At 58.1% G+C, this 22,972-nt stretch carries 13 protein-coding genes; 3 read left to right on the top strand and 10 right to left on the bottom strand.

What is annotated here, in order from left to right:
• Window positions 1-25: 25 nt before the first annotated feature.
• The 5 genes from ACMXYI_RS13065 to ACMXYI_RS13045 all read right to left on the bottom strand — a co-directional run bounded on the left by ACMXYI_RS13065 (window position 26) and on the right by ACMXYI_RS13045 (window position 14,686).
• Window positions 26-3,133 (bottom strand): hypothetical protein, encoded by a 3,108-nt coding sequence (locus ACMXYI_RS13065; RefSeq protein WP_415773519.1) that lies wholly within the window; start codon window positions 3,131-3,133, stop codon window positions 26-28.
• Entirely contained in the window at window positions 3,126-7,196 is a 4,071-nt protein-coding gene (locus ACMXYI_RS13060) for a neuraminidase-like domain-containing protein (RefSeq protein ID WP_415773518.1), read from the bottom strand. Before ACMXYI_RS13060 ends, ACMXYI_RS13065 begins: the two co-directional genes overlap by 8 nt.
• 55 nt (window positions 7,197-7,251) lie before the next feature.
• On the bottom strand, window positions 7,252-10,869 hold the full coding sequence (locus tag ACMXYI_RS13055) for a Tc toxin subunit A (protein ID WP_415773516.1): 3,618 nt from the start codon (window positions 10,867-10,869) through the stop codon (window positions 7,252-7,254).
• 150 nt (window positions 10,870-11,019) lie between these two features.
• The gene (locus tag ACMXYI_RS13050) at window positions 11,020-14,037 is read right to left on the bottom strand and encodes a hypothetical protein (RefSeq protein WP_415773515.1); all 3,018 of its coding nucleotides are present in this window, start codon (window positions 14,035-14,037) and stop codon (window positions 11,020-11,022) included.
• Window positions 14,038-14,155: 118 nt separating this feature from the next.
• On the bottom strand, window positions 14,156-14,686 hold the full coding sequence (locus ACMXYI_RS13045; protein WP_415773513.1) for a hypothetical protein: 531 nt from the start codon (window positions 14,684-14,686) through the stop codon (window positions 14,156-14,158).
• A gap of 461 nt (window positions 14,687-15,147) precedes the next feature.
• Here ACMXYI_RS13045 and ACMXYI_RS13040 point away from each other — a divergent pair, with 461 nt between their 5' ends.
• A complete protein-coding gene (locus ACMXYI_RS13040) occupies window positions 15,148-15,495 on the top strand; it encodes a DUF6124 family protein (protein WP_415773512.1) in 348 nt (115 codons plus the stop codon).
• Between the two features lie 155 nt (window positions 15,496-15,650).
• Here the strand turns inward: ACMXYI_RS13040 and ACMXYI_RS13035 are convergent, their stop codons facing one another.
• Window positions 15,651-16,010 carry a PilZ domain-containing protein gene (locus tag ACMXYI_RS13035; protein ID WP_123367856.1) on the bottom strand — a complete coding sequence of 120 codons (360 nt, stop codon included), beginning with the start codon at window positions 16,008-16,010 and terminating at the stop codon, window positions 15,651-15,653.
• 231 nt (window positions 16,011-16,241) lie between these two features.
• Window positions 16,242-16,628, bottom strand: coding sequence for a tetratricopeptide repeat protein (locus tag ACMXYI_RS13030; RefSeq protein WP_415757667.1), 387 nt, complete (start codon window positions 16,626-16,628; stop codon window positions 16,242-16,244).
• A gap of 157 nt (window positions 16,629-16,785) precedes the next feature.
• Between ACMXYI_RS13030 and pyk the strand changes: the two genes are divergently transcribed.
• Together pyk and ACMXYI_RS13020 are read left to right on the top strand one after the other, a co-directional pair.
• Complete coding sequence (gene pyk, locus ACMXYI_RS13025; RefSeq protein ID WP_415773510.1) at window positions 16,786-18,237, top strand: pyruvate kinase; 1,452 nt, start codon at window positions 16,786-16,788, stop codon at window positions 18,235-18,237.
• Between the two features lie 194 nt (window positions 18,238-18,431).
• Window positions 18,432-19,763: a hypothetical protein gene (locus ACMXYI_RS13020; RefSeq protein WP_415773509.1), complete on the top strand. Its 1,332-nt coding sequence runs from the start codon at window positions 18,432-18,434 to the stop codon at window positions 19,761-19,763.
• Window positions 19,764-20,026: 263 nt separating this feature from the next.
• Here ACMXYI_RS13020 and ACMXYI_RS13015 read toward each other — a convergent pair whose 3' ends face one another.
• Genes ACMXYI_RS13015 through ACMXYI_RS13005 form a run of 3 tightly spaced genes read right to left on the bottom strand, consistent with a single transcriptional unit; the run spans window position 20,027 to window position 22,839 of the window.
• Window positions 20,027-20,776, bottom strand: a complete 750-nt coding sequence (locus tag ACMXYI_RS13015) for an enoyl-CoA hydratase-related protein (RefSeq protein ID WP_415773508.1) — start codon at window positions 20,774-20,776, stop codon at window positions 20,027-20,029.
• A 28-nt stretch (window positions 20,777-20,804) separates the two neighbouring features.
• The gene (locus tag ACMXYI_RS13010) at window positions 20,805-21,740 is read right to left on the bottom strand and encodes an iron-sulfur-binding ferredoxin reductase (protein ID WP_415773507.1); all 936 of its coding nucleotides are present in this window, start codon (window positions 21,738-21,740) and stop codon (window positions 20,805-20,807) included.
• Entirely contained in the window at window positions 21,733-22,839 is a 1,107-nt protein-coding gene (locus ACMXYI_RS13005) for a GGDEF domain-containing protein (protein WP_415773506.1), read from the bottom strand. The genes ACMXYI_RS13010 and ACMXYI_RS13005 overlap by 8 nt, the downstream gene beginning before the upstream one ends.
• Window positions 22,840-22,972: the final 133 nt, after the last annotated feature.

The raw sequence follows: 22,972 nt of genomic DNA, 5'->3' as shown, positions 1-22,972 counted from the left end.
TCGCCAACCGCTTCGACGAAAGACGCTACGCGAAGCTTCCGTCCTTCAGATCACCCGCTTTAAAGTTGTACTGCAATCCCGTTTCGTAAAACGGTCTTGGCACCCCGAGCCCTTCCGACAAAAACCTGATACCCAGTTCGGCTGGTCCGGTGCCGGTCAACCCTAGTGTCAAGTCATGACCAAACAATGAGCTGTTGCAGGACGCCTCTAGGGCAACAGTGTGATCGCCTTTGCGACGCGGGAAGTAGGTTTTCTGACCCCAGGGCTGGAACGCTTGCTTGTCAAAACTGACCTTCAGCCCCTCCCACGGATCGCTCGCCAGCGCAGTGACTGTCATGGCGTGTTGGTCTGAATAACCGTCGTAAGGATTCGCCACCAACGCCTCCACCCGATGCTCCGGATGAGCAGTTGCGGGTGCAAAGGCAAAGCCGGACCAGCCATCGGCGCCGGTTTTCACCACGCTCGAGCTCCCCGATACCGACCATATCACCGGAACCTGATCCACGGCGCGACCGGTGAAATGGGAAAACACCTGTATCCACAGCCACGCAGGATCCTGCCCCACGACCGGATCCACCGGCGATTCACGCCACTCCTCAATCCTGACCTTGTTATGCGCCAGCGTCATCGGAGTGGCGGTTTTGACGAAACTCAACTGAGGCAGTGCCAACGTCAGGGCAAACTGTCCCGGCTTCTCACTGGCGGTAAAGTCCAACGCCCAGAGCGCGCCACCATCGGTAATGGGTTGAGGAAGATTCAAAGCAGGTTTGACGGTGGCACCCAACTGATCGGCGGGCGTCCCCGACCACGTCAGCGATGACGTAAGGCCCACCAGCGGGCTCAGCGCATTGGGCAAAACGTTAAAGCGGTGAAGTGCACCCAGACAGGGATAGAGCGTCTGACCGTCCAGCGCTGCCGGTATCTGATCCAGCACCAGGCTCATTTCTGCTGTCAGATCCGTGGACACCAATCGCCCAAACAACTCTCGAACGATTGAAACACCCTCAAGGCGTAGCTCCAGCTCAAACAGACTGCTGAGGCTGGTATTCACCTCTGAGACGAGCTTCCATTCCGCACCTTCTGCCCGTAGAGGCTTGGGCGCACCAAGGTCATTGGGCACCAGTCCGATATCCGGTGCCGCACCGCGCCAGTGCAGACTGATGTTTTTGCCGATCCAAGCGCTGCCGGAGACAGGCACAACCTTCAGGGTATGTGTCCCGCCACGCCGACAGAGTACGCCGAGCGTATTGCGGTCGACCTCCACCTCATCGAGCACAATCCTGACTTCATTTTTCCAGGGGCTGGTCGCAATAGCCTTCACATTGAAAGGCTGCTCCACCGCAACGGCTTCCGCATGGGCCTTGATGCTGGCCGTGACAATCTGATCCCCGTCGCTGTTCGGTGTATACAGCAAACTGGCCCAGCCACCGGCCCCGGTAACAGTGGAAACAGTTCCGAGGGGAGTCCTCCAGTCAACCAGCGCATTGCGTACGGGATCACCATCACCGCTGACCACGACATGCACCACCTGCACCCGCAACAACACACTTTCGTTTTCATCCACCACCGGAAACTTGTTGGCCTCACGCACCTCGCCGACCCTGACCAGATTGCGCGCCAGCGACATGCGTTTTTTCGGCGAAGGCAGCAGCAGTTTCGAGCAGACCAGCGACAGATCGAACCGGCCGTCCAGTCGGTCTTCGCTCGTCAAGGTCCATACCGATTCAGCGCCAGTGACCGGCACCGGATGCTCAAGCGCCGGGCTGATGGCAACACCCAGTTGCTCATGGGAATCACCGCTCCAATGCAACGAGAGCTCCGTACTCAGCAGCGGACTGTCCGCAGGCAGTTTCACGTTGACCGGATAGTCCGTGCCCCGATTGGGGTAACCGGTTTTTTCCTCCCAGCGCGTCTCAACCCCCTCGGTGACCGCCAATACGTCCTTCCACGGGTCCGTCGCCAACACCCGGACCTCGAATGTTTGAGTCACGACACCCGTAGCGTAATACAGACTCTCGACCGATGCCTCGATGTCGAATTTGCCCGCCTCCGTCGGCTGATAATCAAAGTATGCCCAGCCTTCATCATTGGTAAAGGCGGCCCCTTTAACCTGCTGCCCCGCGAGCATCCAGTTCACCGTCCGCCCGCTGAGGGGTTGCCCGGTATAAAACGAAGCCACCTTAACGCCCAGACGCACACTCTGGTCGTATTCAAGCACAGGGTAATAAGCCGCCTCGAGCGCATCACGGAACACCAACCGATGGTGCCCAAGTGACACGTTCACCGGGTAAGGCTCGGCGGTGTACTGGTTAAGCAGGTTCATCGAGAAGAGGTAGGGCTCTTCATCCCCGATCCACGGGCAATCGAGCAGCCATTGATCCTCAAGCGGGTGATCCACGCCCCAGGCAGGCGACGCGACAATCGCACCTAGCGGGTTATCGTCGCTGGTCAACGCGGCTTTGGTACCTAGCCAGGCGTTGTCCGGCGCGAGCACAAATTTCAGACGGTGAGCAAGGGTCGCGGAAGCCCCCAGGCATAGGTGCAAAGTCCCCGACGGTGGCACCGGTTCCTCGTCAACCATCAGCCGTTGCATCTGCGCCGGTGGCAGATGCAACTGCAGATTGATGCGGGTGATGCAGATCTGCGAGATGTAGTCGCCCAGTTCGTTGGGTGGGCTGAACCCACCGACGGTGATCGTGTCTTGACCGTTGAACGGTAGGTCCAACTCGACTTCGTACTTGAGCGGTATGAACACAAGCGGCTGACCGCTCTTCAGGCGCGCCTGATCGTCCTCGCGATCACGTGGTTCACCCGGCGGCAACGGGATTTCCAATGTCTCTTGCTGCCCATCGATACTGATAACAAACCTGCCCGCTTGGGTATGCCGCGTCTCGCACAGGAAACTGAGAACATAGCGAGCTTGAGCACCCGGATCTTTGGGAACGATCAGAGCCTGACTGAACGAGGCCTCATTGCCGACCTTCAGAAAGCGAATCGGCAAGCCCTCATAGGATTCGCTCGCCGTACCCAGCCAGCCCTGATCGGAAGGGTTCGATTTCCAATGCTTTGGCCATTCAGCAAAAGCACCGTTGAGCACCAGACTCTCATTGGCCAGGATGATCGGTTTACTCATGACGGCTTGCTCCTTCGACGTTAAAGCTCTGGGCTTGCATTTCGGCTCGGGTCACCAGGTCTTCAACGGTTCGCGTGAAGATCGGCTCGCCGGCTTTGGCCGTGTAACGGATGCGCACAATGATGTCCGTCAAAGAGAGCAGCATGGCGAGTTGCGGCTCTTTTTTCGGCCATGGAAAGTTCAACTTCCAGCGAGACACCACCCCGGTATTTTCAAAGGGATTGAGCAAGCCTTCATCAGGTTTCATCGCGGTCATACCGTTGTCGGCCAGTCCTGCCGACAAGGCTATTTGCTGACCGCTGCGCAGGTTGATTTGCACGTCGGCAGGGGCCACGGCGCCGTCCGGTTCGTGCAAGTACCTCACCGACTGGGCTGATGCCTTGGTCGCGATCATGCTGCTGATCTGGAGCAAGGTGGCCCGCACATCCTGGAAAGGCCCTGTCAATACCGGCAGATCGACCTCAACCGAACTGATCTGCCGGCAGTAATGGCCCGGATGATCGCGATCGAAGTGCAACTGCGTGAGCTTGAACTCCAGCGTGCCGTTGTTCTGCAACCGCTCCAGCGCCTCTGTCCAGCCGGTCACACCCGTCTGAGGATCGACCGTGTCCTCGAACAATTGCCGTAGCGAAACGGTTTTGATCAGCTCCAGCCGTCGTTCATGACGTTGCAGGTACTCACGTTCCATGCGCAGCAAATGCTCGCGCAGGTGTTCGCCTGCAGTCAGGCCGTGGCGGTTGTCCAGCCAGACCTGGGGCAAGGGAATCTGCGAATCGTAATCGCCGGTTTCGGCACTCAGCGAGGCCTGAGCGTTGAGGCACAAACTGACGACCGCATCGTATGCCTGGTAATGCAAAGCCTTGAGCTGACCGAGCAACCAGCCAAACAGCTCGACATTGGTCGCACGCTTTTTGAGAAAGTTGTAAACCGTCACTGCCTGACTGTTGGCCCTGAGGGTTTGCTCCAGGCTGGTTCGGGCCGCTTGCACGGCATGGGTCTGTGCGACGATTTGCTCATCGACTGCGCGAACCTCTGCCAGCGCCTGATCCCGTTGCAATTGCCAGTCTTCGCGGCGACGGCGGTAGCCTTCGGTGGTGGCCTGTTTATCCGCGTCCAGTTGCAGTGCCGATGAGGCGACTCCCAGTCCGAAGACAACCGCATCGGCAATTTTATCGAGGCGATGTCCACCATTTGCCACACCAAAAATGTTGGGTAAAGAGGCAATCACGGCACCTGCGGGCTTGATGCTTGAGGCCACGAGTGACAGCACTTTTGATCGATGCAGACTCTCCATGACCTCGTATTCAACCGCCGAGACGTTTTCGTCATAGCGTCGTGCATAAGCATCAGCCCGCTCCTGCGCCAAGGCCCGGCTCTGCTCCAGCGCGGTCACATTCGCTTGCAGTTGGGTGATGGTCTGTTCCTGCACGGTCTGGGCGTAGGTGCCCAATTCCACCAGATGGTTTTGCTGCATTTCCTCCTGCTCGGCCCGATCCCGTTGCTCGAGCAAACGCAGCACCTGGTTGCCGTAATCCTGCAGGGTCTGCACCGCACGCAATGCGGCCTCGAACGTAATGCGCCAGCGGAAGGCACCGACCACCAATCGCCCGCCCATCGGTCTGGGTGCGCCGACGCCACCGGCCGCCAGGTCGCGCAACAATTGATTGGGGTCTGTCGGTGGACTGAACAGCGGGATCTGCAGTGGCTTGCCGTCCAGGGTGAGGTTGTTGCGCAGGTTATGCAGGCGCTGGCCGGGCAAGTCGAACAGCGCGAGCAACTGTTCATTGATCGGTTGTTCGAAGGGCTCGTTTGCCAACAACCCGAGCAGCGGTGGCGTTTCGGCTGCGGCAGGAAAGTCCGCCAGGTTGAACGCAAGGGTTTGTTCAAACTGCTCAAGCGCCGGTCGCGAAGCGCTCTTGTTCAAAAGACTTCCCACCGTGTCTGTTTTCCAACGGTTCACCGTTCGCACCGTGGGTGCCTTACCCATCAGAAACTCGGCCTGGACGTAACACAATTTGGCCGCCACCAGGCTGTCACGGGTGAGTTGGCGGTAATACCAGTCCCCCCAGGTCACCAGGTTTTTCACGTACTCAGTGAACACCAGAATCTGAAAATGCCGGGGCGCCGAATAGCCGATGGCGTCGGGGTCGGTCGGTGCCTCGGTTTCACAGCCCAGATTACCGGGGCCATTCAAGGGCCGGCAGCGCCAATACAAAGGCTTGGGATTCGGACGCGGAGGTTGCGCAGGGTCGGCAGGCGCTTGTGGGTCAAACAGGTAATGCAGCCAGTTCTGCGCTTCCAGAAAACGGTCTTCGGCGCGCAAACGTGCGGACACCAAGTGGGGCAGATGAAAAAACAGCTCCCAGAAAAACAGCCCGTTGGCGCCGTTGAATGCACCGTTCGGCTCCTCGATCGTTCCAGTGCCTGGGGGCGGCTCCGGCAGAAACTGCGTATCCCAATCGAGTACGGCATCGACGGAAATATTGGAGCGCTGCACCAGTTCGGGACCGAACAGCGAGTTCAGACGAGTGAATTTAAGCGTCAGACCTTGCTGGTTGAGGGCGAGAAATTGCGCCGCATCGGCGGTGTTTTTGAGCAATGCGGGAGGGATGAAGTCCGTCACGTTGGCGATCGTCAATGCAAATTTTTTACGTCCATAGCCACCTGTGGTAGTACCAAAAGAAAAGGTCGCATTCGCCCATGAACCTTTCGTCCGTTTGAAGACCTGCCACTCGGTACTCCAGCCACCGGCAACCGGCTGGGTGATTTTAATCGGTTCCGGGTCGTCGGACGTTTTGTCTACCAACGTCAAATCAAACTCAGCGCTACCGGTTATACCTGTAGGCCTCAAAACGCCCTGAACAATCAGAACATCATCGTTACCCTCGCGAAACACCACAGCCTGCAGATCCAGATAAGACGTCAGGGGACCCGCCGTTTCCAAGGTGGCGACGATGGTCGGCTGATTCATCAGTGGATGCTGAACCGTCTCAGCGGCGACAAAACGCTTGTCCGCCGCATGCCCCAGCCAGCCGCCATCATCTTCGGTCAAGGGACGGAACAACACATCACGAACCGCAGACACCTTGAGGGAACCCCCGTTAGTCAACAAAACCCCCAGCTTGCCCTTGGGATTGTGATGGTCAGCCCATACGGTCGCAATTAGCCGAGCCCCTTGGGAACGGTCTTCGACCTGCGTGGAACTGTGCATGCTCAGCGGTGCCGACCACTGGCCGTTCTGGGTCATGAAGGCCACATTGATGTCCAGCCGGTGCGGTATGCCTTTGTTGCCATCCTGACCCGGCACCTCGTCCTGCCACTCGGCCCAAACCAGACACAACCGTCCGCTCCAAAACACCGGCCGAATGTCCAACACTTTCGCGCCGGTGGGAATATCCACAGCCTGCCACTCACTCCACGCCGCCGGGTTGATGGCTTTGCAACTGGGAGAGAGCTCCACCTCAGCCTTGCGCCAGAAATACTGGAAGGGTGGCACCCGCTGGCGACCGACGAAGTAATAATCGGCACGAGCGGGCGTGGCACCGTCCATGTAGCTGCTGATCACGTCCAGATTGCAGGTCTGCTCGAACGTTTGCAGGTAGTCCTGCAGCGCCGCCTGAACCGAATCGATGTTCAAGCGTGTCTGGTTGAGGTTGTTTTCAAGGGCTTTGAACAGGCTGGTCTTGCGCTGTCGCACAAAGGGGTTGATGAAGTTTTCCGGGTAGAGCTCGATCAGTTGCAGCGCAGCCCAATCCGGGTAATTGCTGTAAAGCTCCCAGGTGAGCAGATCCCGCTTGTCGAACTCGATCGCCGCATAGCCGGGTTCCAGCTTGCGGTACGCGGCATGAATGAACTGCTGGGCGCAGCTCGTCGCTTCGGCAACCCAGGAGCTCTGAACCGGGTAGTTGTCCAGCGGATCCATGCGCAACAGTTCGAACAGGTCTGCCGGCGTTCTCAGAAAGTTGTATTGACCGTCAGCTCCCTTCCCGACTTGCCCGATGCAGTACTCGACCAACGCGCTGCGACGCTTTTCGAGCAGGCCGCCCATATTGTTCAGTGCCATGATCCTTCCTCCTGAGGGTGTGACCCGCAAACGCACGACCAGCAAGCGATACCGTTCATTTTTCTGCCTCCTGGCCGTCGAAAGTGATGGGGTCGAAATCAGCGGACGATTCACCGGACTCAGTCCAGACAGTGATACGGAACCTTCCGCCAGTAGGGCTGGAGACAAACACTCGCGTCAGGCCCTCCTGATTGGTGTAGGCCTGAGCCGGCCGGATAACCAATGCAAGTGGCTCGATGCCGGGATCCAGCGCCTCGAAAGCCCAGCGTACGAGGCTGTTTTTCCCGAGATTTTGATACCGGTCCATCAGCGTGGCGTAGAGTTCAATTTCCTGGCCGTATGGCACGCTTCCCAATGGCACTCGCGACATGAGCGGTGGAGGAAATTGCAAGGTAAGGAAGTCGGCAACGATGTTGATGGTGGGTGCATACTCCGGCTCGAACAGATCCAGCCAGAACAGCGGGGTGTCCGTGCCCGTGACCTTGCCCGGTGTGAACTGCGCCTTTACCGTACCGTCGATACCCGTTGCCTGGGTGGCAATATTGCCCAGGGTGGCGCTCCAGTAGACGTTGACACCGCTCAGCGGGTTTGCGTCGCTGTCCTTGAGGGTCACGGTGAAGGTGATTTTCGCCCCTGGCTTGTTGGCTACCACCTGGTTGTTGTCGACAACACAGGTCAGGGTGACGAGTTGCTTCAGATCCTCGGTGAAGGCAATCAGCGGCGCACGGGATTCGGACAGACTCAGCAACGCATGCTCCGCGGCATCCTTGTACTTCGGCTTGTCTACAGCTTCCGGCAAAGTACCCATCAGGAAGATCGTCAAGGCATCCATGCCGGTGTGCGCCGCCATCACCCGAATGCGCATCAACAGATCAAGCTGGGTCAGGTTTTTCAGAATCTTGAGTGTCGGATCGATGCGGTTGACGCACTCGCGTACCTCCTGAACGCTCCAGTCGAAAAACTCCGCCAGTCTGATTGACGCCGCTTGCTGGGCCAGACGCAGCGCATCCCCCGTCAGCGGGAAAGGCAGAGCGTTGACCTCGCGCAGATAATCGAGCAGTTTCTGTGCCGGCTGTTTGCCCAGCTCAAATGCCCGGGTGAGCGAGGTCAGGTAGTAAAGCGTCCGCACCGTGAACGCGTGTTTGTTGTCCTGGCCCAGCCAGGCTTTATGACCGTAATCCAGATAGTCCTGCAACAGCTCAGCGCCCAGATCCAGTTTCGCCACCACCGCACTGCGGCGGCGCACATCGGCCAACAACGCGAGCAGTGGATCAGGCTGTTCGTTGCGCCCCCTCATGGATTCTTCGTGATCCGAAAAGGTGCGCTCGAGCACCTGACGCAGCAGTCGGTACACCGTTGCATTGGCCCAGGCCAGCACCTGTAACGCCTGTTCGGCGTTGATGCCCGCATAAACCGCCAGGCACTCCTTGGCCACCGATACCTGAGCCTCTTGGGCCTGCAAGAGCACGGTGAGCATTTTCTCGACGATGGCAGCGCGCAGCGTTTCATTGCTTTCACCGAGACCATCCCTGACAGCCCGATCGAGCTCTTCCCGGACAAATGCCAGATACTCGGTCTCGGTTCCCGGATGATCCATGACCAGACCATCGGGATCGACCAGCATCGTCAGCAGATCCAGCCAACTGGCGCCCGCCAGCGGTGGTACTCCGGCCATCAATAACGCCGAGTTGGAAAACAGTGCACCGGGCAACAGGTTGCGCACCTGCTCAAACAACTGCCGCTCAGTGTCAGAGGCGTCGGCCAGGGCCTGCGGCTCCGAGACCTGCTGCAACATCCAGAGCACCGCAATGTTGCGATCGGCACACCACCCCACACAGGAATGCAGGGCATAGATGAGGTTCAGCACATCGGGCGTGTCCACTCTGGTCGAATTGATCCGGGGAACACCCGCCAGGCCATAGAGCCAAGGCTCCCCGCCCAACAACGTCAGCATCAGAGCGCCCTCGACCGGCGTAATGCCCAATAGCCGAGGCAGCTTCACCAGGCGATAAAAACTGGACAGGGTCGCCGCGTTACGCAGCAGGTTGTTGTCCTTGACGTTATGTGCACCGGCAATCACCAAGGCCAGGTAATGGTAAGTTTGCAGATCGATGCCCAAAGCGCTGCACAGCTGGGTGACCGTCAAATCGGGCACGCCCTGTACCGGCAAAACCGGGAACGGTTCGCCATCGAGCCTCAAGGGTTCGCGATAATCTCCTTGACCGTTGAAGACCTGATCAAACTGCGAGAGCGCTTCACCACGACCGTAAATCGACAACTCGTCGAGAAACGCGGCAAAGTCTTGCGCCGTACACCCGTAGCGCTCGCGTAACGACTGAAACAGGCCCAGTGCGTGCACGACTTTTTCCGTAATCCACCACGAATTGGCTGGTGCACCACCCCGTTTTTCTGCCCTGATCGCCGCCACCAGCAGTGCATCCACCTGCTCGCTGGGCAGCTCCAGCCACTGATCCAGACGCAACTTGCGGTTCATCCGGTCGTATAGGTCAAGCCCCTCGGCGACGTCGGGGGCGACTGACAATCTATGAAGGAACGAAGGACCCGTTCCGCTACCTGTAACACTGACAGCCGGGTGAGCATTGGCATTGAGATAAACCGAACCGGAACGCCCGCTTTCCGGCTCTGCAGGTGCCGCTCCCGTGTACGTCACGTTGGCAGAGCGCACCGGCGCAAAAACGCGAACCGACAGCAACGCCTCGAGCCCTTGAGTGTCGAGTTTGGTTCGCTCACCGAAGAACGGCACCTGGTTGAGGTTCTGCCACGTCAGTTCCTCGGTACCGAAGTTCTGCAAATAAAAATCGTCCCGACCTTCGATCGCTGCGGGACCCTCCGTCAGTAACCGCCGCTGATAAGGCCCCAACCGGGACGCGTGGGCCAGGGCCCGACCCGCATCGTCATCCCAGGCCTGATCCCGCAAAAAATAGGGAAAGGAGATATCCACCATGTGCGCAAAATTACCGACCGACAGACCATGGTGGCGGGCGACCCCATCCAGGGTGACCCAGTGCTGATAATAAGGGAGCCCGTTGGGATACCGCGCCTCGATCATCGCCTGCTCAAGGTCTGGTTGAGCCCCATGCTCCTTGATGAACTTTTCCAGCACCGGGACGATGATGTCGACCGAAGACACCGATTGATGCACCGCGTTGAAATCGACGGACAGCGGCTTCAGGTCTTTGCGACGGTCATGCAGTGGCAGCTTGTCCTGAGTATTTGGAACGGACTCGATACGCTGCTCGATCCACCTCAACAGCTCGATCAAATACGCCACTGGCGAGGCGAGAGACTCCAGCGCCTGCGGTGGGCAAAAGCTGTCGAAGTTGGGGGTGAACAGCCGCTCAAAGCTGGGCCCCTGGACCATCGACAACAAACCACTGCCCGGTGCTGCACCCTCTGCTTTATGACTGCACAGACTATGCTCGATAAACTGGCGTCGCACATAGATGGCCATGCTGTTGGCCCGCCGCAAAAACTGACGGGCGTCCTCCGGGCTCATGCTGTAGTCCCTCACCAGCCCCCGCACGCCCTTTTCCACCAGAGGAAAGATCGAACCTCCTTCTTCGAGGTAAGTCTCGAGGGTGGCGTATTGTGTGCGTTGATCTTCACTAAACACCTGGTTTAGCAGTTGTGAGGCAGGGCGGGGGTCAGCCATGGTCAGGTTCCTTGAGTCGATAACGGCCCTGAACAGCCTGACAAACTTTGTCAGGCCATGCGTTCGGTTGGAGAGATTTGGCGCCTGAAGGCGGCCATCGTCTACTGTCAAAAATGACAGTAGCGATGACCGTTCATCGGAAGTTAGACGTCAGGATTCTGCTGGCGGCGCCGGCGGGATTTCGAAGCGCTTGCTTTCGACCCAGTCGGAACTCGTTGCGCCATCCGCGTTGTCAGTGATGGTTTGCTTGAACCGACACCAATTGCCGCCACCGGGCAGCAACTGTGCCGCCTCGCCCTGCCAGCCGCCGGTTGTGACGGGAACATCCGGCGCCCACACTTGATCAGGGTTGAACCAGCTCACCACCTGCCCGCTGCCCGGTCTGCCCTGGCCTTTGAATCCGACCGGGTGACTGACCCAATGCCCCGCTGCCGGCAGCTCAAAGGCGGGCGTATAAGTACCCAGCGTGACCGGTCGCCCGGGGGAGTCGGCAGAATCGAAGCCGTCGCAAGACGCCACGGCCACCACACCATAGAGGCCACCGGGCTGATCGAACGCCACCGTCATCGACCAGGTGCGGTCCTCCAGCACCGGGCTTTGCGCCAGCACTGTGCCTGCGGCACCACCCAGCTTCACTGCGACCGTGTCCCCCGGCACGCCGAAGCCTGACACCACCACCCGCCGACCGATGTGCTCGCCCGTGGCCGGAGTTTCGATAAACGGTGCCGCCGGCACGACGTTGTAATTCAAAGGCCGACTGTCTTTGGATGTCTGACCCTCAAAGAATTGCCTGGCCCAGATGGTTTTGACCCCCACCGGCAAGGTCACGTCGCCTTTCCAGCGACCGTCTGTACCCACCAGGATGTTCGTGAGCAAAGGCTCGGCGACGCCCTCCAGCCAAACCTCGACCCGCCCGTTCGGCATGGCCCGCCCCTCAAGTGTCGAAGTTCGCGGGAGCTTCCCGTTTTCCACCGGCACCGCAATGACCGGTGGTACCAGTACCACCTTGAAAGCACGCATGCCACTGCGTTCAGACTGTTGCTGATTACGCGTCTGTTGCGCGTCAATGGTGTACGAACGAAATTCCAGCCCGATGAGTTCGATTGACCACTCACCGTCGACAGTCAGCAATTTGGGCTCGCCCAGATCCCTGCCGAACTGAGCGTCGCGCAGCTGCATCGTGGCCCCGGCCATGCCGCTCGTTCCCTTGACCGTCATGTCGCGGCCGACCTCAGCGTTTGCTGCGGGTAACGTAATCACCGGTTGGGGAATAGGTGCGGACACCTCGAAGGTTTTGGACGTGGGCAACGAGGTTTGGCTGGCGGCAGTTTGAGTGAGGGTTACGGTGTGGGTCTTCCCAGGCTCAAACGGCTGGACGCGCCGATAACTCCAGGTGCCATTATGATTGTCGACTGAATGCTCGGTGGCGCTGTCGCTGTATTTGAGTTTCAGGAGAGCACCCGGCCAGCACGTGCCACCGAGGTTCGGTGAGAGACCATTCTCTACCGGTTCGTTCATCCCAGGAGGCAATGGCGGGATGGTGACCTTGGACACGACCCAGTTCGGCGAAGCCTGACCATTCAGCGTTTGGTGGATATGCACTTCGCGTTCGAAGGTGGGCCCCCAGACTTCGGAGGCCCTGCTCGACCATACACCGTTGGACACTCTGGCATCAGGTGCGGCTTTGCTTGCACCGCCGGGGTTGTAAAGGATCACCATCGCACCGGTCAACCCTTCACCAGAGAAGGTCGGCTGGTAGTCCTTCGTGTACGTCACATCGCTCGGATCCGGAAACACCTTGTCGACGGTGAACGTGTACGACTCCGACTCAATCCAGGCATTGGCATTGTCAAGAACCTTCTGAATCGCGCTCAGGGTATACGTGCCGAACTTCCAGTTCGTCGCCGTCGTTTCCCATTTGCCATCTTTCACTTGTGCTGCGGGTGGTGCTGATCCCCCCGGCCCGCTGACAACCGTGATCTCCACCGTGGCGCCGGTATGGCCGGTACCCGAGAACTTCACAGTGGTTTCGGTTGGAATGGTGAAAGTGACAGCCGTCAACTTGGGAGGACGGATTTTGAAGGCTCGAGGTGCACTGCGCTCCGACTCTCGCCCATCCTTGACCAGTTTTGCAACAAGCGACACTGGACCGACGGGAACCGCAACGGAACAGCTCCAGGTAGCTGCAGTTAACACGTCGGATTCGCCAACTTTATCATCAGTCAGATCTTTGAAAACCTGAACCTTGCCGCCCACAGTGCCCAGGTTGCCTGTCAGCGTAAATGCCGTGGCTTGAACCGAGTCGTTTGCGGGGGCGGTGATGCCAGGGATGGCAAGAGCAGCCAACTGCACAGTTACCTGGTTTGAATTCGGAGATGAGTTGTTGCCGATTTTCTGTTTGGCGTAGAACGTCAGTGGCAGCGTCTCACTCGGCAACGTGACAGTCGCGTCCCACTTACCATCAGTCTTGATGGTGGCAGTGCTCAAAGGCGCGTTGCCAGCAGCATTATGAAGGGTGATGGTACCCGAACCATACTTGCCACCGATTCCGCTGACCGGAAACTGCCTGTTGGGCACTGTTCCAGAGACGGGGGCAGTTATCTGGGGAGTTGGGGCGAAGAACACCGTCACCTGCTTGGAATTCGGGGATGAGTAGTTTCCGATTTTCTGCCTGGCGTAAAACGTCAGGGGCTGCGTCTCACTCGGCAACGTGACAGTCGCGTCCCAAGTACCATCAGCCTTGATGGTGGCAGCGCTCAAAACTCCATCGCCGGAAGCGTTATGAAGAGTGACCGTACCCGGTCCAAGTTCGCCACCGCTCCCTTTGACCGAAAACTGCATGGCTGGTAAAACGCCGGAGGGGGGCGAGGTAATGACAACGGGTGGGACATGAAGATTAACTGTTACATTCACGGGCCCCGATTGAGTGACTTCAATCCTGTACTGGCCTGGCTCGAAAATACCCCTGATTTTTGCTGACCAGTTGTTACCGTTCCGATTAGCTGTTTCTGTTGCAACCTGCGCACTGCCCTTAAACATACGCAAGACAATAGGCAATGTAATAGCCGTAGTGCCAACCACATCAATTTCAGCATTCCTGATATAAGCATTATTGGTCGACCGAAGAATTGAAACACTTTGCACCGATGAAATTTGTTCTTGTTCCACAATAATCTCCCTGCACGAACAGCCAGACTCTTACTCAGACCAAGAATTGCTGCTCATCACCGTAGCGTTTAAAAACGAACCAACAAAAACATCGACCGATACTAACTTCTGGATAATGTTATTTGTTATATACTCTAATATCACCTGCGCTCGGATCATTACCGGACTTATCAAAAATAAATTCAGCAATAACGTAGACTGTTGGTAATGCCAAAACAGATCCACCGCGGACATAGCTGTGCCAATCACCATCCTGCCACATAGCATCAGGAGATGCGTTCCCCCATAACTCGCCTGACATTAAAAACAAATTCAAGTTGGCTTTATTCCCACCCGACTGCCCATTGAACTTCGTAATTCTATACTGAGAAGTATGTAAATTGAAACGCCCACCATCGTTATCCCACCAGTAAGAGTAAGTCACCTCCCCTTTAAAATTATCGACACTCGCTGCTATCGTATCAGTTATTGCACGCCCCGCACTCAACTCTTGAATATCTTTAACGCTGAGATTATTAACCGAGCTAACATCAATCAGTCCGCCCGCATTGTTCTTTTTTCTAAGTTTCTCCTTTTGAGCTGTTCTTTTTTTAAGATCTTCCCCAGTCAATTTTTCATCGCTAAAGTCATCTTGCTCATTACTCTTCATGATTAAGCTCCAATACATAATTAATCTAAAAACGCTAAACGATTAAACGCGCTAGCAGAGAGTTTAACCACCTGTAAAATCTGACAGTCCCGACGAACGGTAAGCACCACCACGAGTCCTTTCGTGCGGGTCCTTCAGGCGCTGGTCGAGTGACTACACCGCCTTGCGCAACGGACTACAGATCCGCCAGAATCCGCCGGCTTGTGCGCCTTGGCCCTGCCCCGTAACTTGATCCGCGTCGCTGCAAATCAGCGATCGGGTTTAGTCGCCCGGCGGTTCGATACGATGCGCATAAGCGTCATCCAGTCGGGTATTCCCTATCCCCGCACTTGATGGTGGCTGTACGCAGGGCGCCCTCGGGCGCGCCGGATTTCGTATCTCCGCCGGTCGACTAACCTGCGTCCAGCCGCCACCCCTCGTTTAGTCGCGAGACGGTGGAGGCTCCATCACGGAGATCGATTATGTTCAAAGCCACACCCAATCCCCCCGAAACCGACCCGGTTTCCCCCAACGCCACTCTCGATTCAAAAAAACTGGACCATTACCTCAAACCCGACATCAACCACCTCCGTTCATCCCAGGGCCGCGCCATGGAAATGTTCACCGTCGTCCCCGAAGCAAACGCCGAAGCCCTGACCATCCAGACCTACGAAACCTTTTCGTCGGTCAGCATTCTGCTGCTCGACCTGGCCGAAAGCCTGGACGACAAACCGCGGCATCTGGCGATGGCGATTTATCAGTTGAGTGAGTTGGGGTTGTTGCTGGTGGAGAGGTTGTTGGAGAACGAGATGGCGATCAAAACGACCTAACGATGAACCCATGTAGCAGCTGGCGCAGCCTGCGTTCGGCTGCGCAGCAGTCGTAAAATCAAAGCTCGCGGTGATCAGGTAGACCGTGCATCTCGGGTTTACGACAGCTGCGCAGCCGAACGCAGGCTGCGCCAGCTGCTACAGGTTGTGGACGTTCAGGCAGAGGCAGGCAACGGCTGAAAACTGAAGTATTGCTTCAAGGCGCTGACCAATTGCCCATATTCCGGCGGTGCCCGTTGCAGGCTGAACCCGGCGTCATAGTGGTGAGGGGTTGTGTCTTCATGGCACCACAGGCAACACGCCTGAAGATCAATGACCTGCATGCAGCCATCGCTGGCGGGGATTTTCAGGCGCAAATCGAAATCGGCGCCGATCATCATCGGCAACTGACTGATCAGCATCAGCCCGTCTTCGGACACGTTGCCCAGAAAGCCGATGGGTTTGTCGGTGACGCTGTTGAACACTCTTAGAAAATACGGCAGTTGATGCCGCTCGATCCGGCGGTCGGTAAACATGTGCAAATGGCCCAGCAAGGCTCTTAAGCAGAGCCGCACTAATGCTTCGGAACGGGCCTGCTTCTTTTATACAGAGGCATGGGCACGCTCTCCCCGATCCCGGTGCGACAGTCCACAACGCCGCTGCCGCTTACTCCTGCCGATCTCAGGTGTTGCGTCGATTAGAGGCAAGGCTCTAAACCGATCTATTCGACTATAGCTCACCACCGCCGGTGAGCCAGCCTTTGACCTTTAGAACTGCGTCGGGCGTACGACCGCAGCCGCACTGCGCAGCGGGTAGTGGCCCAGCGACTGCAAGGTTTCCAGGCGGGCGCGGGCGCGGTAGGCGTATTCACTTTGCGGGTACGAGGCGATGATGAACTGGTAGGTTTGTGCCGCATCGACAAACAGTTTCTGCCGTTCCAGGCACAACCCGCGCATCATCGATGCTTCCGGCCACACGTAAGGCCGGGCTCGGCTGGCGCGTTCGACTTTGGACAGTTCGAGCATCACCTGCTCGCAATTGCCACGGTCATAGGCGCTGTAGGCGTTATTCAAATGATGGTTCATCGACCAACGGGTGCAGCCCGTGACGCTGAGGGCACTGATGGCAAGGGCGGCAATGAGCACGAATCGCATGGGGGTTCTCCTGTCTTGAGCTCTGTATCGACCCGTGGCGCGAAATCTTCAGGAATGTTCGTTTCAATAAACAAACGAATAAGTAGTGCACATGAACAATGACTACACCCGCAGAGCATAGTAGCCTCACTCAGCGCTTGAACTCAGGAGTCTATGCATGTCCGTCCGTCGCACCAAAATCGTCGCTACCCTTGGCCCGGCCAGTAACTCGCCGGAAGTTCTCGAACAGCTGATTCTGGCTGGCCTGGACGTCGCCCGCCTGAACTTCTCCCACGGCACCCCCGACGAGCACAAGGCTCGCGCGAAGCTGGTGCGTGACCTCGCTGCCAAGCACGGCCGCTTCGTCGCCCTGCTGGGTGACCTGCAAGGCCCGAAAATCCGTATCGCCAAATTCGCCAACAAGAAGATCGAGCTGAAGATCGGTGATCAATTCACCTTCTCCACCAGCCATCCTCTGACCGAAGGCACCCAGACCATCGTCGGCATCGACTACCCGGATCTGGTCAAGGACTGCGGCGTGGGCGACGAGCTGCTGCTCGACGACGGCCGCGTGGTCATGCGCGTTGATACCGCCAATGCCACCGAGCTGAATTGCACCGTGCTGATCGGCGGTCCGCTGTCCGACCATAAAGGCATCAACCGTCGCGGTGGCGGCCTGACCGCACCGGCCCTGACTGAAAAAGACAAGGCCGACATCAAGCTCGCTGCCGAGATGCAGGTCGATTACCTCGCCGTGTCCTTCCCGCGTGACGCCGCCGACATGGAATACGCCCGTCAACTGCGCGACGAAGCCGGCGGTACTGCCTGGCTGGTGGCGAAGATCGAACGCGCAGAAGCCGTGGCCGACGACGAAACCCTCGACGCCCTGATCAATGCCTCCGACGCCGTGATGGTTGCCCGTGGTGACCTGGGTGTGGAAATCGGCGACGCCGAGCTGGTGGGCATTCAGAAGAAAATCATTCTGCACGCACGCCGCCACAACAAGGCTGTGATCGTGGCGACCCAGATGATGGAGTCGATGATCCAGAACCCGATGCCGACCCGCGCCGAAGTGTCCGACGTAGCCAACGCCGTGCTCGACTACACCGACGCCGTGATGCTCTCGGCTGAAAGTGCTGCCGGCCTGTACCCGCTGGAAGCGGTGCAAGCCATGGCGCGCATCTGCATCGGCGCTGAAAAGCACCCGACCAGCAAGACCTCCAGCCACCGCATCGGCAAGGTCTTCGAAAGCTGCGACCAGAGCATCGCCCTGGCGGCCATGTACACCGCCAACCACTTCCCGGGCGTGAAGGCGATCATTGCCTTGACCGAAAGTGGCTACACGCCGTTGATCATGTCGCGCATCCGTTCTTCGGTGCCGATCTACGCGTTCTCCCCGCACCGCGAAACCCAGGCCCGCGCGGCCATGTTCCGTGGCGTCTACACCGTACCGTTCGACCCGGCATCGCTGCCGCCTGAGCAAGTCAGCCAGGCCGCGATCGACGAGTTGCTCAAGCGCGGCGTAGTCGAAAAAGGCGACTGGGTCATCCTGACCAAGGGCGACAGTTACCACACCATCGGCGGCACTAACGGGATGAAAATCCTGCACGTTGGCGACCCGATGGTCTGATTGACCGGTTGCTGAAAAACAAAAGCCCCGCCATGTGAATGGCGGGGCTTTTTTGCATTAGTGGAACGCGCACCTGCATTAATAGCCATGCGCCAGCTGTCAACTATGACAGTATCTTTCTTGCCTCCACAGTTTTACTGATGAGCCTCTGCAATCCCTGCAGATGTTTTCCAGCACACACAAGGAGAGTAAAAATGTCCATTTCAGATTCGGCTCAATCGACAACCATGGCCGGTAAGATCGATTTGGCCTTCGGGGTAAACGGCGTAGCAACAATCGACGTACCTGGAGCAACGGGTTCTATTGCTGTGGGGGTTATCAACGGCCCTGGCGACAAACTCTATGTGTGTGGGACCGCGCAAATCCATGGCACTTCAAAGTTTTTTATCACTGCATTGAACTCGACAGGCAATGTCATCAGCGAATTTGGCGACAACGGTTATGTCATCGGTGAGTTCGGTGAGGCAAAAGAAGAATCACACGCAACTGAACTTCTTCTGTCAGGTAACAAGCTGTTGCTCGTCGGTGCTTCTTACATCGGCGCCGATCCGTACCCCGCACTGGCCCAGATTGACTTACTGGGAAACTTTGACACGACGTTCGGCGAAAACGGGCAAGGCAAAATTGTCATCCATCTTCCCGGCCCGCCAGGTACATCATCTGACCAGGGTTATTCAGACACCTTTAAACCCGACTCGACGAGCAGCGATGGCACACAAATAGGGTCAGTGACTGCGCTTGGTGCCGGGAAAATCTTGCTTTCTCACTATTTTTTCAGACCTGGTGCTCCAAGTTATGGGGTGATCTTGCGCACGCTCGCCAATGGTTCGCTAGACACGGATTTCGTTGGGGTTGGCTATCTAGCAGTCATCGCTCCCGGGTATAAAAACGCCCAAACGCAGATTCAAAGTGTCACCGTTGATTCAGAAGGTCGATACGTGGCCTGCGGCAGCCTCTATGACCTTGGGTCATCGCCGGTAAAAACGTTCTTTGCTCGCTACAGTTCCGAGGGTGAACCCGATAGCACGTTCGGGCCGCAGGGTTTCCGGATTGGAGGTAACCCGGACGGCCTCTCTGGTGGAGCAAGAGCCGAGGTGCTTATCCCCCTGGAGAGTGGAAGTATTTTGAGCTTGGGCGGTTCCGTCCATGACCCTTACGTCGGTCAATTGATGAAACTGAAAGAAAACGGTGAACCGGATCCTGATTTCAACCGGGGCGAACCGCACAATACACAGTTGGCTGAAAGCAGCACTCTCTGGAAAACGCTCACGCGCCAAGCCGACGGCAAGCTTGTCGTTGCAGGGGCAATAGACCAACAAAAGAACTCTTTCGTTTTCGACATCGTTGTCGCCCGTTTTGATAAAACGGGCAAGCTGGATCCGCACTTCAATGATGGGCCCGGCTGGGCACGAACACGTTTAAGTTCCAAAACCGACGGGGCCTATGCCATAGCCCTGCAGCCCGACAAAATTGTCATTGCCGGCCTGTCCCAGTCGAAGGGTATTGTAGTGCGCTACCACGCCTGAAACCTTGCATCGCCGGATCGCCGGATCGCCTAAGGATGAAAATCCTGCACGTTGGCGACCCAATGGTCTGATTGATCGGTTGCTGAAAAACAAAAGCCCCGCCATGTGAATGGCGGGGCTTTTTGCTTTCTGGATCCGGAAGATGTGTTGCCTGGGCGGGCCTCATCGCGAGCAAGCTCGCTCCCACATCGGATCTGTGGCGTACACAACCCCCCTGTGGGAGCGAGCTTGCTCGCGATAGCGTCAGCCCGGTCAACGCGAGTTTAGTGACGGTTGATAAACGCTGACAACGCCGCAATCGCCTCAGGCGAGCGCAGTCGTTGGGTGAACTGTGCGCTCTCTTCTTCTATTGCCTTGCGCAGTTGTTCGCGGTCCGGCGCTTTCATCAGCTGCTTGCTGATGCGCACCGCTTCCGGTGGCAGCGACTCGAAACGCAACGCCATCTCCCGCGCCTTGGCCAGCGCCGCTTCGCCACTGTCCAAGGCTTCGGTCGCAATGCCCCACTGCGCGGCTTGTTCACCGCTGAAACCTTCGCCAAGCAGCAACAACTCGGCGGCTTTGGCCTGTCCGAGCAGTCGCGGCAGGATCAGGCTGGAACCGAACTCCGGGCAGAGACCGAGATTAACGAACGGCATCCGAAGACGCGCATCGCGGCTGACATACACCAGATCGCAATGCAGCAGCATCGTCGTGCCAATGCCGACCGCAGCGCCGGCCACGGCGGCGATCACCGGTTTGCGGCATTCGAGCAAGGTGAGCATGAACTGAAACACCGGGCTGTCGAGGTTGCTCGGTGGTTGCTGGATGAAGTCGGCGATGTCGTTGCCAGCGGTGAAACACTCGGCGCTGCCAGTGATCAGCACGGCGTTGATTTCAGGGTCGGTATCGGCCAGTTTAAGCGCTTCGGCCAAGTGGCTGTACATGGCGCGGGTCAGGGCGTTTTTCTTGTTGGGGCGGTTGAGGCGCAGGGTCAGCAGGCCGCGCTCACGTTCAAATTGGATGGCATCGCTCATGGTCGGTCTCGCGTCTGAAAGTCAGCACTCAACCGCGGAGAACAAAGACGTCCGCCAGCAGTTGATTGCGCGGCAATCCCGCCAGATACAAGCGCCGGGCAAAGGCGTCGACGCTGTCAGGGGCCCCGCAGAGTAAGGCCAGGGTTTGCCGGGAGACAAGCCGCAGTTGCGCCAAAGCCTCTGGCAACTCGGCCGCTGTCCACAGCTCAATGCTCAGGTTCGGGCGGCTGGCGGCCATGGCCTGCAGCGGTTTGGCCAGGTAATGCGCCTCGGCATCATGGGCCAGATGAATGACGCGAATGGCACCTTGGTGATCTTGCCGCAGCGCTTCACGCAAGATACCGAACAACGGCCCCAAACCCGTGCCGGCGGCCAATAGCCAAAGCGGCCGGGTGTTCCAGTCCGGGTCGTAATGCAAGGCCCCGCCGCGCAACTCGCCGAGGCGGATCGAATCGCCGATTTTCAACTGGCGGGCCGCGTCGCTGAATTCCCCCGGCTGGCGACAATCGAGATGGAACTCCAGAAAGCGGTCTTCGTCCGGCAGGCTGGCCAGTGAATACGGACGCGCCACGTTGCCCGCCCACAACACCAGATGCTGCCCGGCGCTGTAGCGCAAAGGGCTCTGAGTAATCAGGCGCAAACGCAACACACTGGTGCTTAACCAATCGACAGCCGCCACCTCGGCCGGGCGGCCATCCTGTTGCGGATCGAAGGTGTGCACCTGCAAGTCCTCGACCACCTGACACTGACACGCCAGGCGCCAGCCTTGCTGACGCTGCTCCGCGCTCAAGGCATCGGGTCGGCTGTCACTCGGCAGCCCTTGGACACATTGCACCAGACAGGCGTGGCAACTGCCGGCGCGACAGCTGTAGGGCACAGACACGCCGTTCTGATTCAACGCATCGAGCAGGTTGCTGCCCGCCGCCACCGACCATTGGCGTTCGCCGACCCGTAACTCAGGCATCGACGTTCTCCCACGCGGCTGCGCAACGATTGCGGCCGTCACGCTTGGCGCGATAAAGCGCCTGATCGGCGCGCTGCAAGGCTTCATCAAGATCGTCGCCCAGTTCGAGCAACGTCATGCCTGCCGACAAGCTGAGATGGGCGACGTTGAGTCCGATCAGTTCTACATCGGTGAACGCAATGCGCAGCCGCTCGCAACAGGAGGTCAAGCGCTCGGGGTTGCAATCGGGCAACAGCACGACGAATTCTTCGCCACCGTAACGGGCCAGAACATCGCCATCGCGCAAGCAGGCGGTGGCCACGGCGGCAAAGGCTTGCAGCACCTGATCACCGGCGGCATGGCCGTGCACGTCGTTGATCCGTTTGAAATGGTCGAGGTCGATCAGCGCCAGGCCATGCAGGACACCGGCGTCCATGGCCTTCAGCTCACGGGAGGCCAGGCGCAGGAAATGCCGGCGATTAAACAGCCCGGTCAGTTCGTCAGTGGCCACCAGGTCTTCGAGCTGGCGCATCATCCCGCGCAGGGTGTCCTGATGCGCCTGCAAGGCAAATCGGCGCTGACGCATGCGTTGACGGGAGGCCTGGACGTGACGGGCATAAAGTTCCAGCCAGACCAACACGATGAGCAGCACGCACACCTGCAATGCGGCCAGCGCCGGGTCGGGTAACTGGAAGTGGTAGCCCTCCCACAGCGTGATCGCGCTGAAACTGAAAAACACCAACAGCGCGCACCGCAAAAAAGCCATGCGCGAAAGATGGAACAACCCGAACAGCAGAATCAGCACGTAGAACACCAGGAACGCGCCGCGTGCCTCGTCCAGATTGGCGATCAGCCAGGTTTGCCAACCCAGCCCCAGCAACACTTGCGCTTCAGTCAGGCTGGGGTCGGAAAAACGCAGGTTGCAGCCACTGTAAAACACCGCAAACAACGCGGCCTGACTGATGACCACCAGCGCACTGCCGATAGCCACGTTGGGCAGGGATTCATCGTAATGACCGGTAAAAAACGCCAGCCACAACAGCAACAAAGCCAGAGCGTAGGTGCCGGCTGCGAGGGCAAAGCGTTTGAGCAACAAGCGCTGGATGGCGTTATGGGTCAATCGTTGACTCACCGTGCGAAGGAGGCTGCTTGAGTGTCCTACTCTACAGACCGAATGCCACTTTAGTAGCGTGCCTGATAAATGACCATTCAATTTTAAGGGCGGAAAACTGGCGTCAATGCCATGACCCGAT

The organism is Pseudomonas lyxosi (assembly GCF_047758685.1).
GTDB classification, from domain to species: Bacteria; Pseudomonadota; Gammaproteobacteria; order Pseudomonadales; family Pseudomonadaceae; genus Aquipseudomonas; species Aquipseudomonas lyxosi.
Note: the sequence above shows the minus strand (reverse complement) of the source record. Positions and strands in the feature narration are given on the sequence as shown.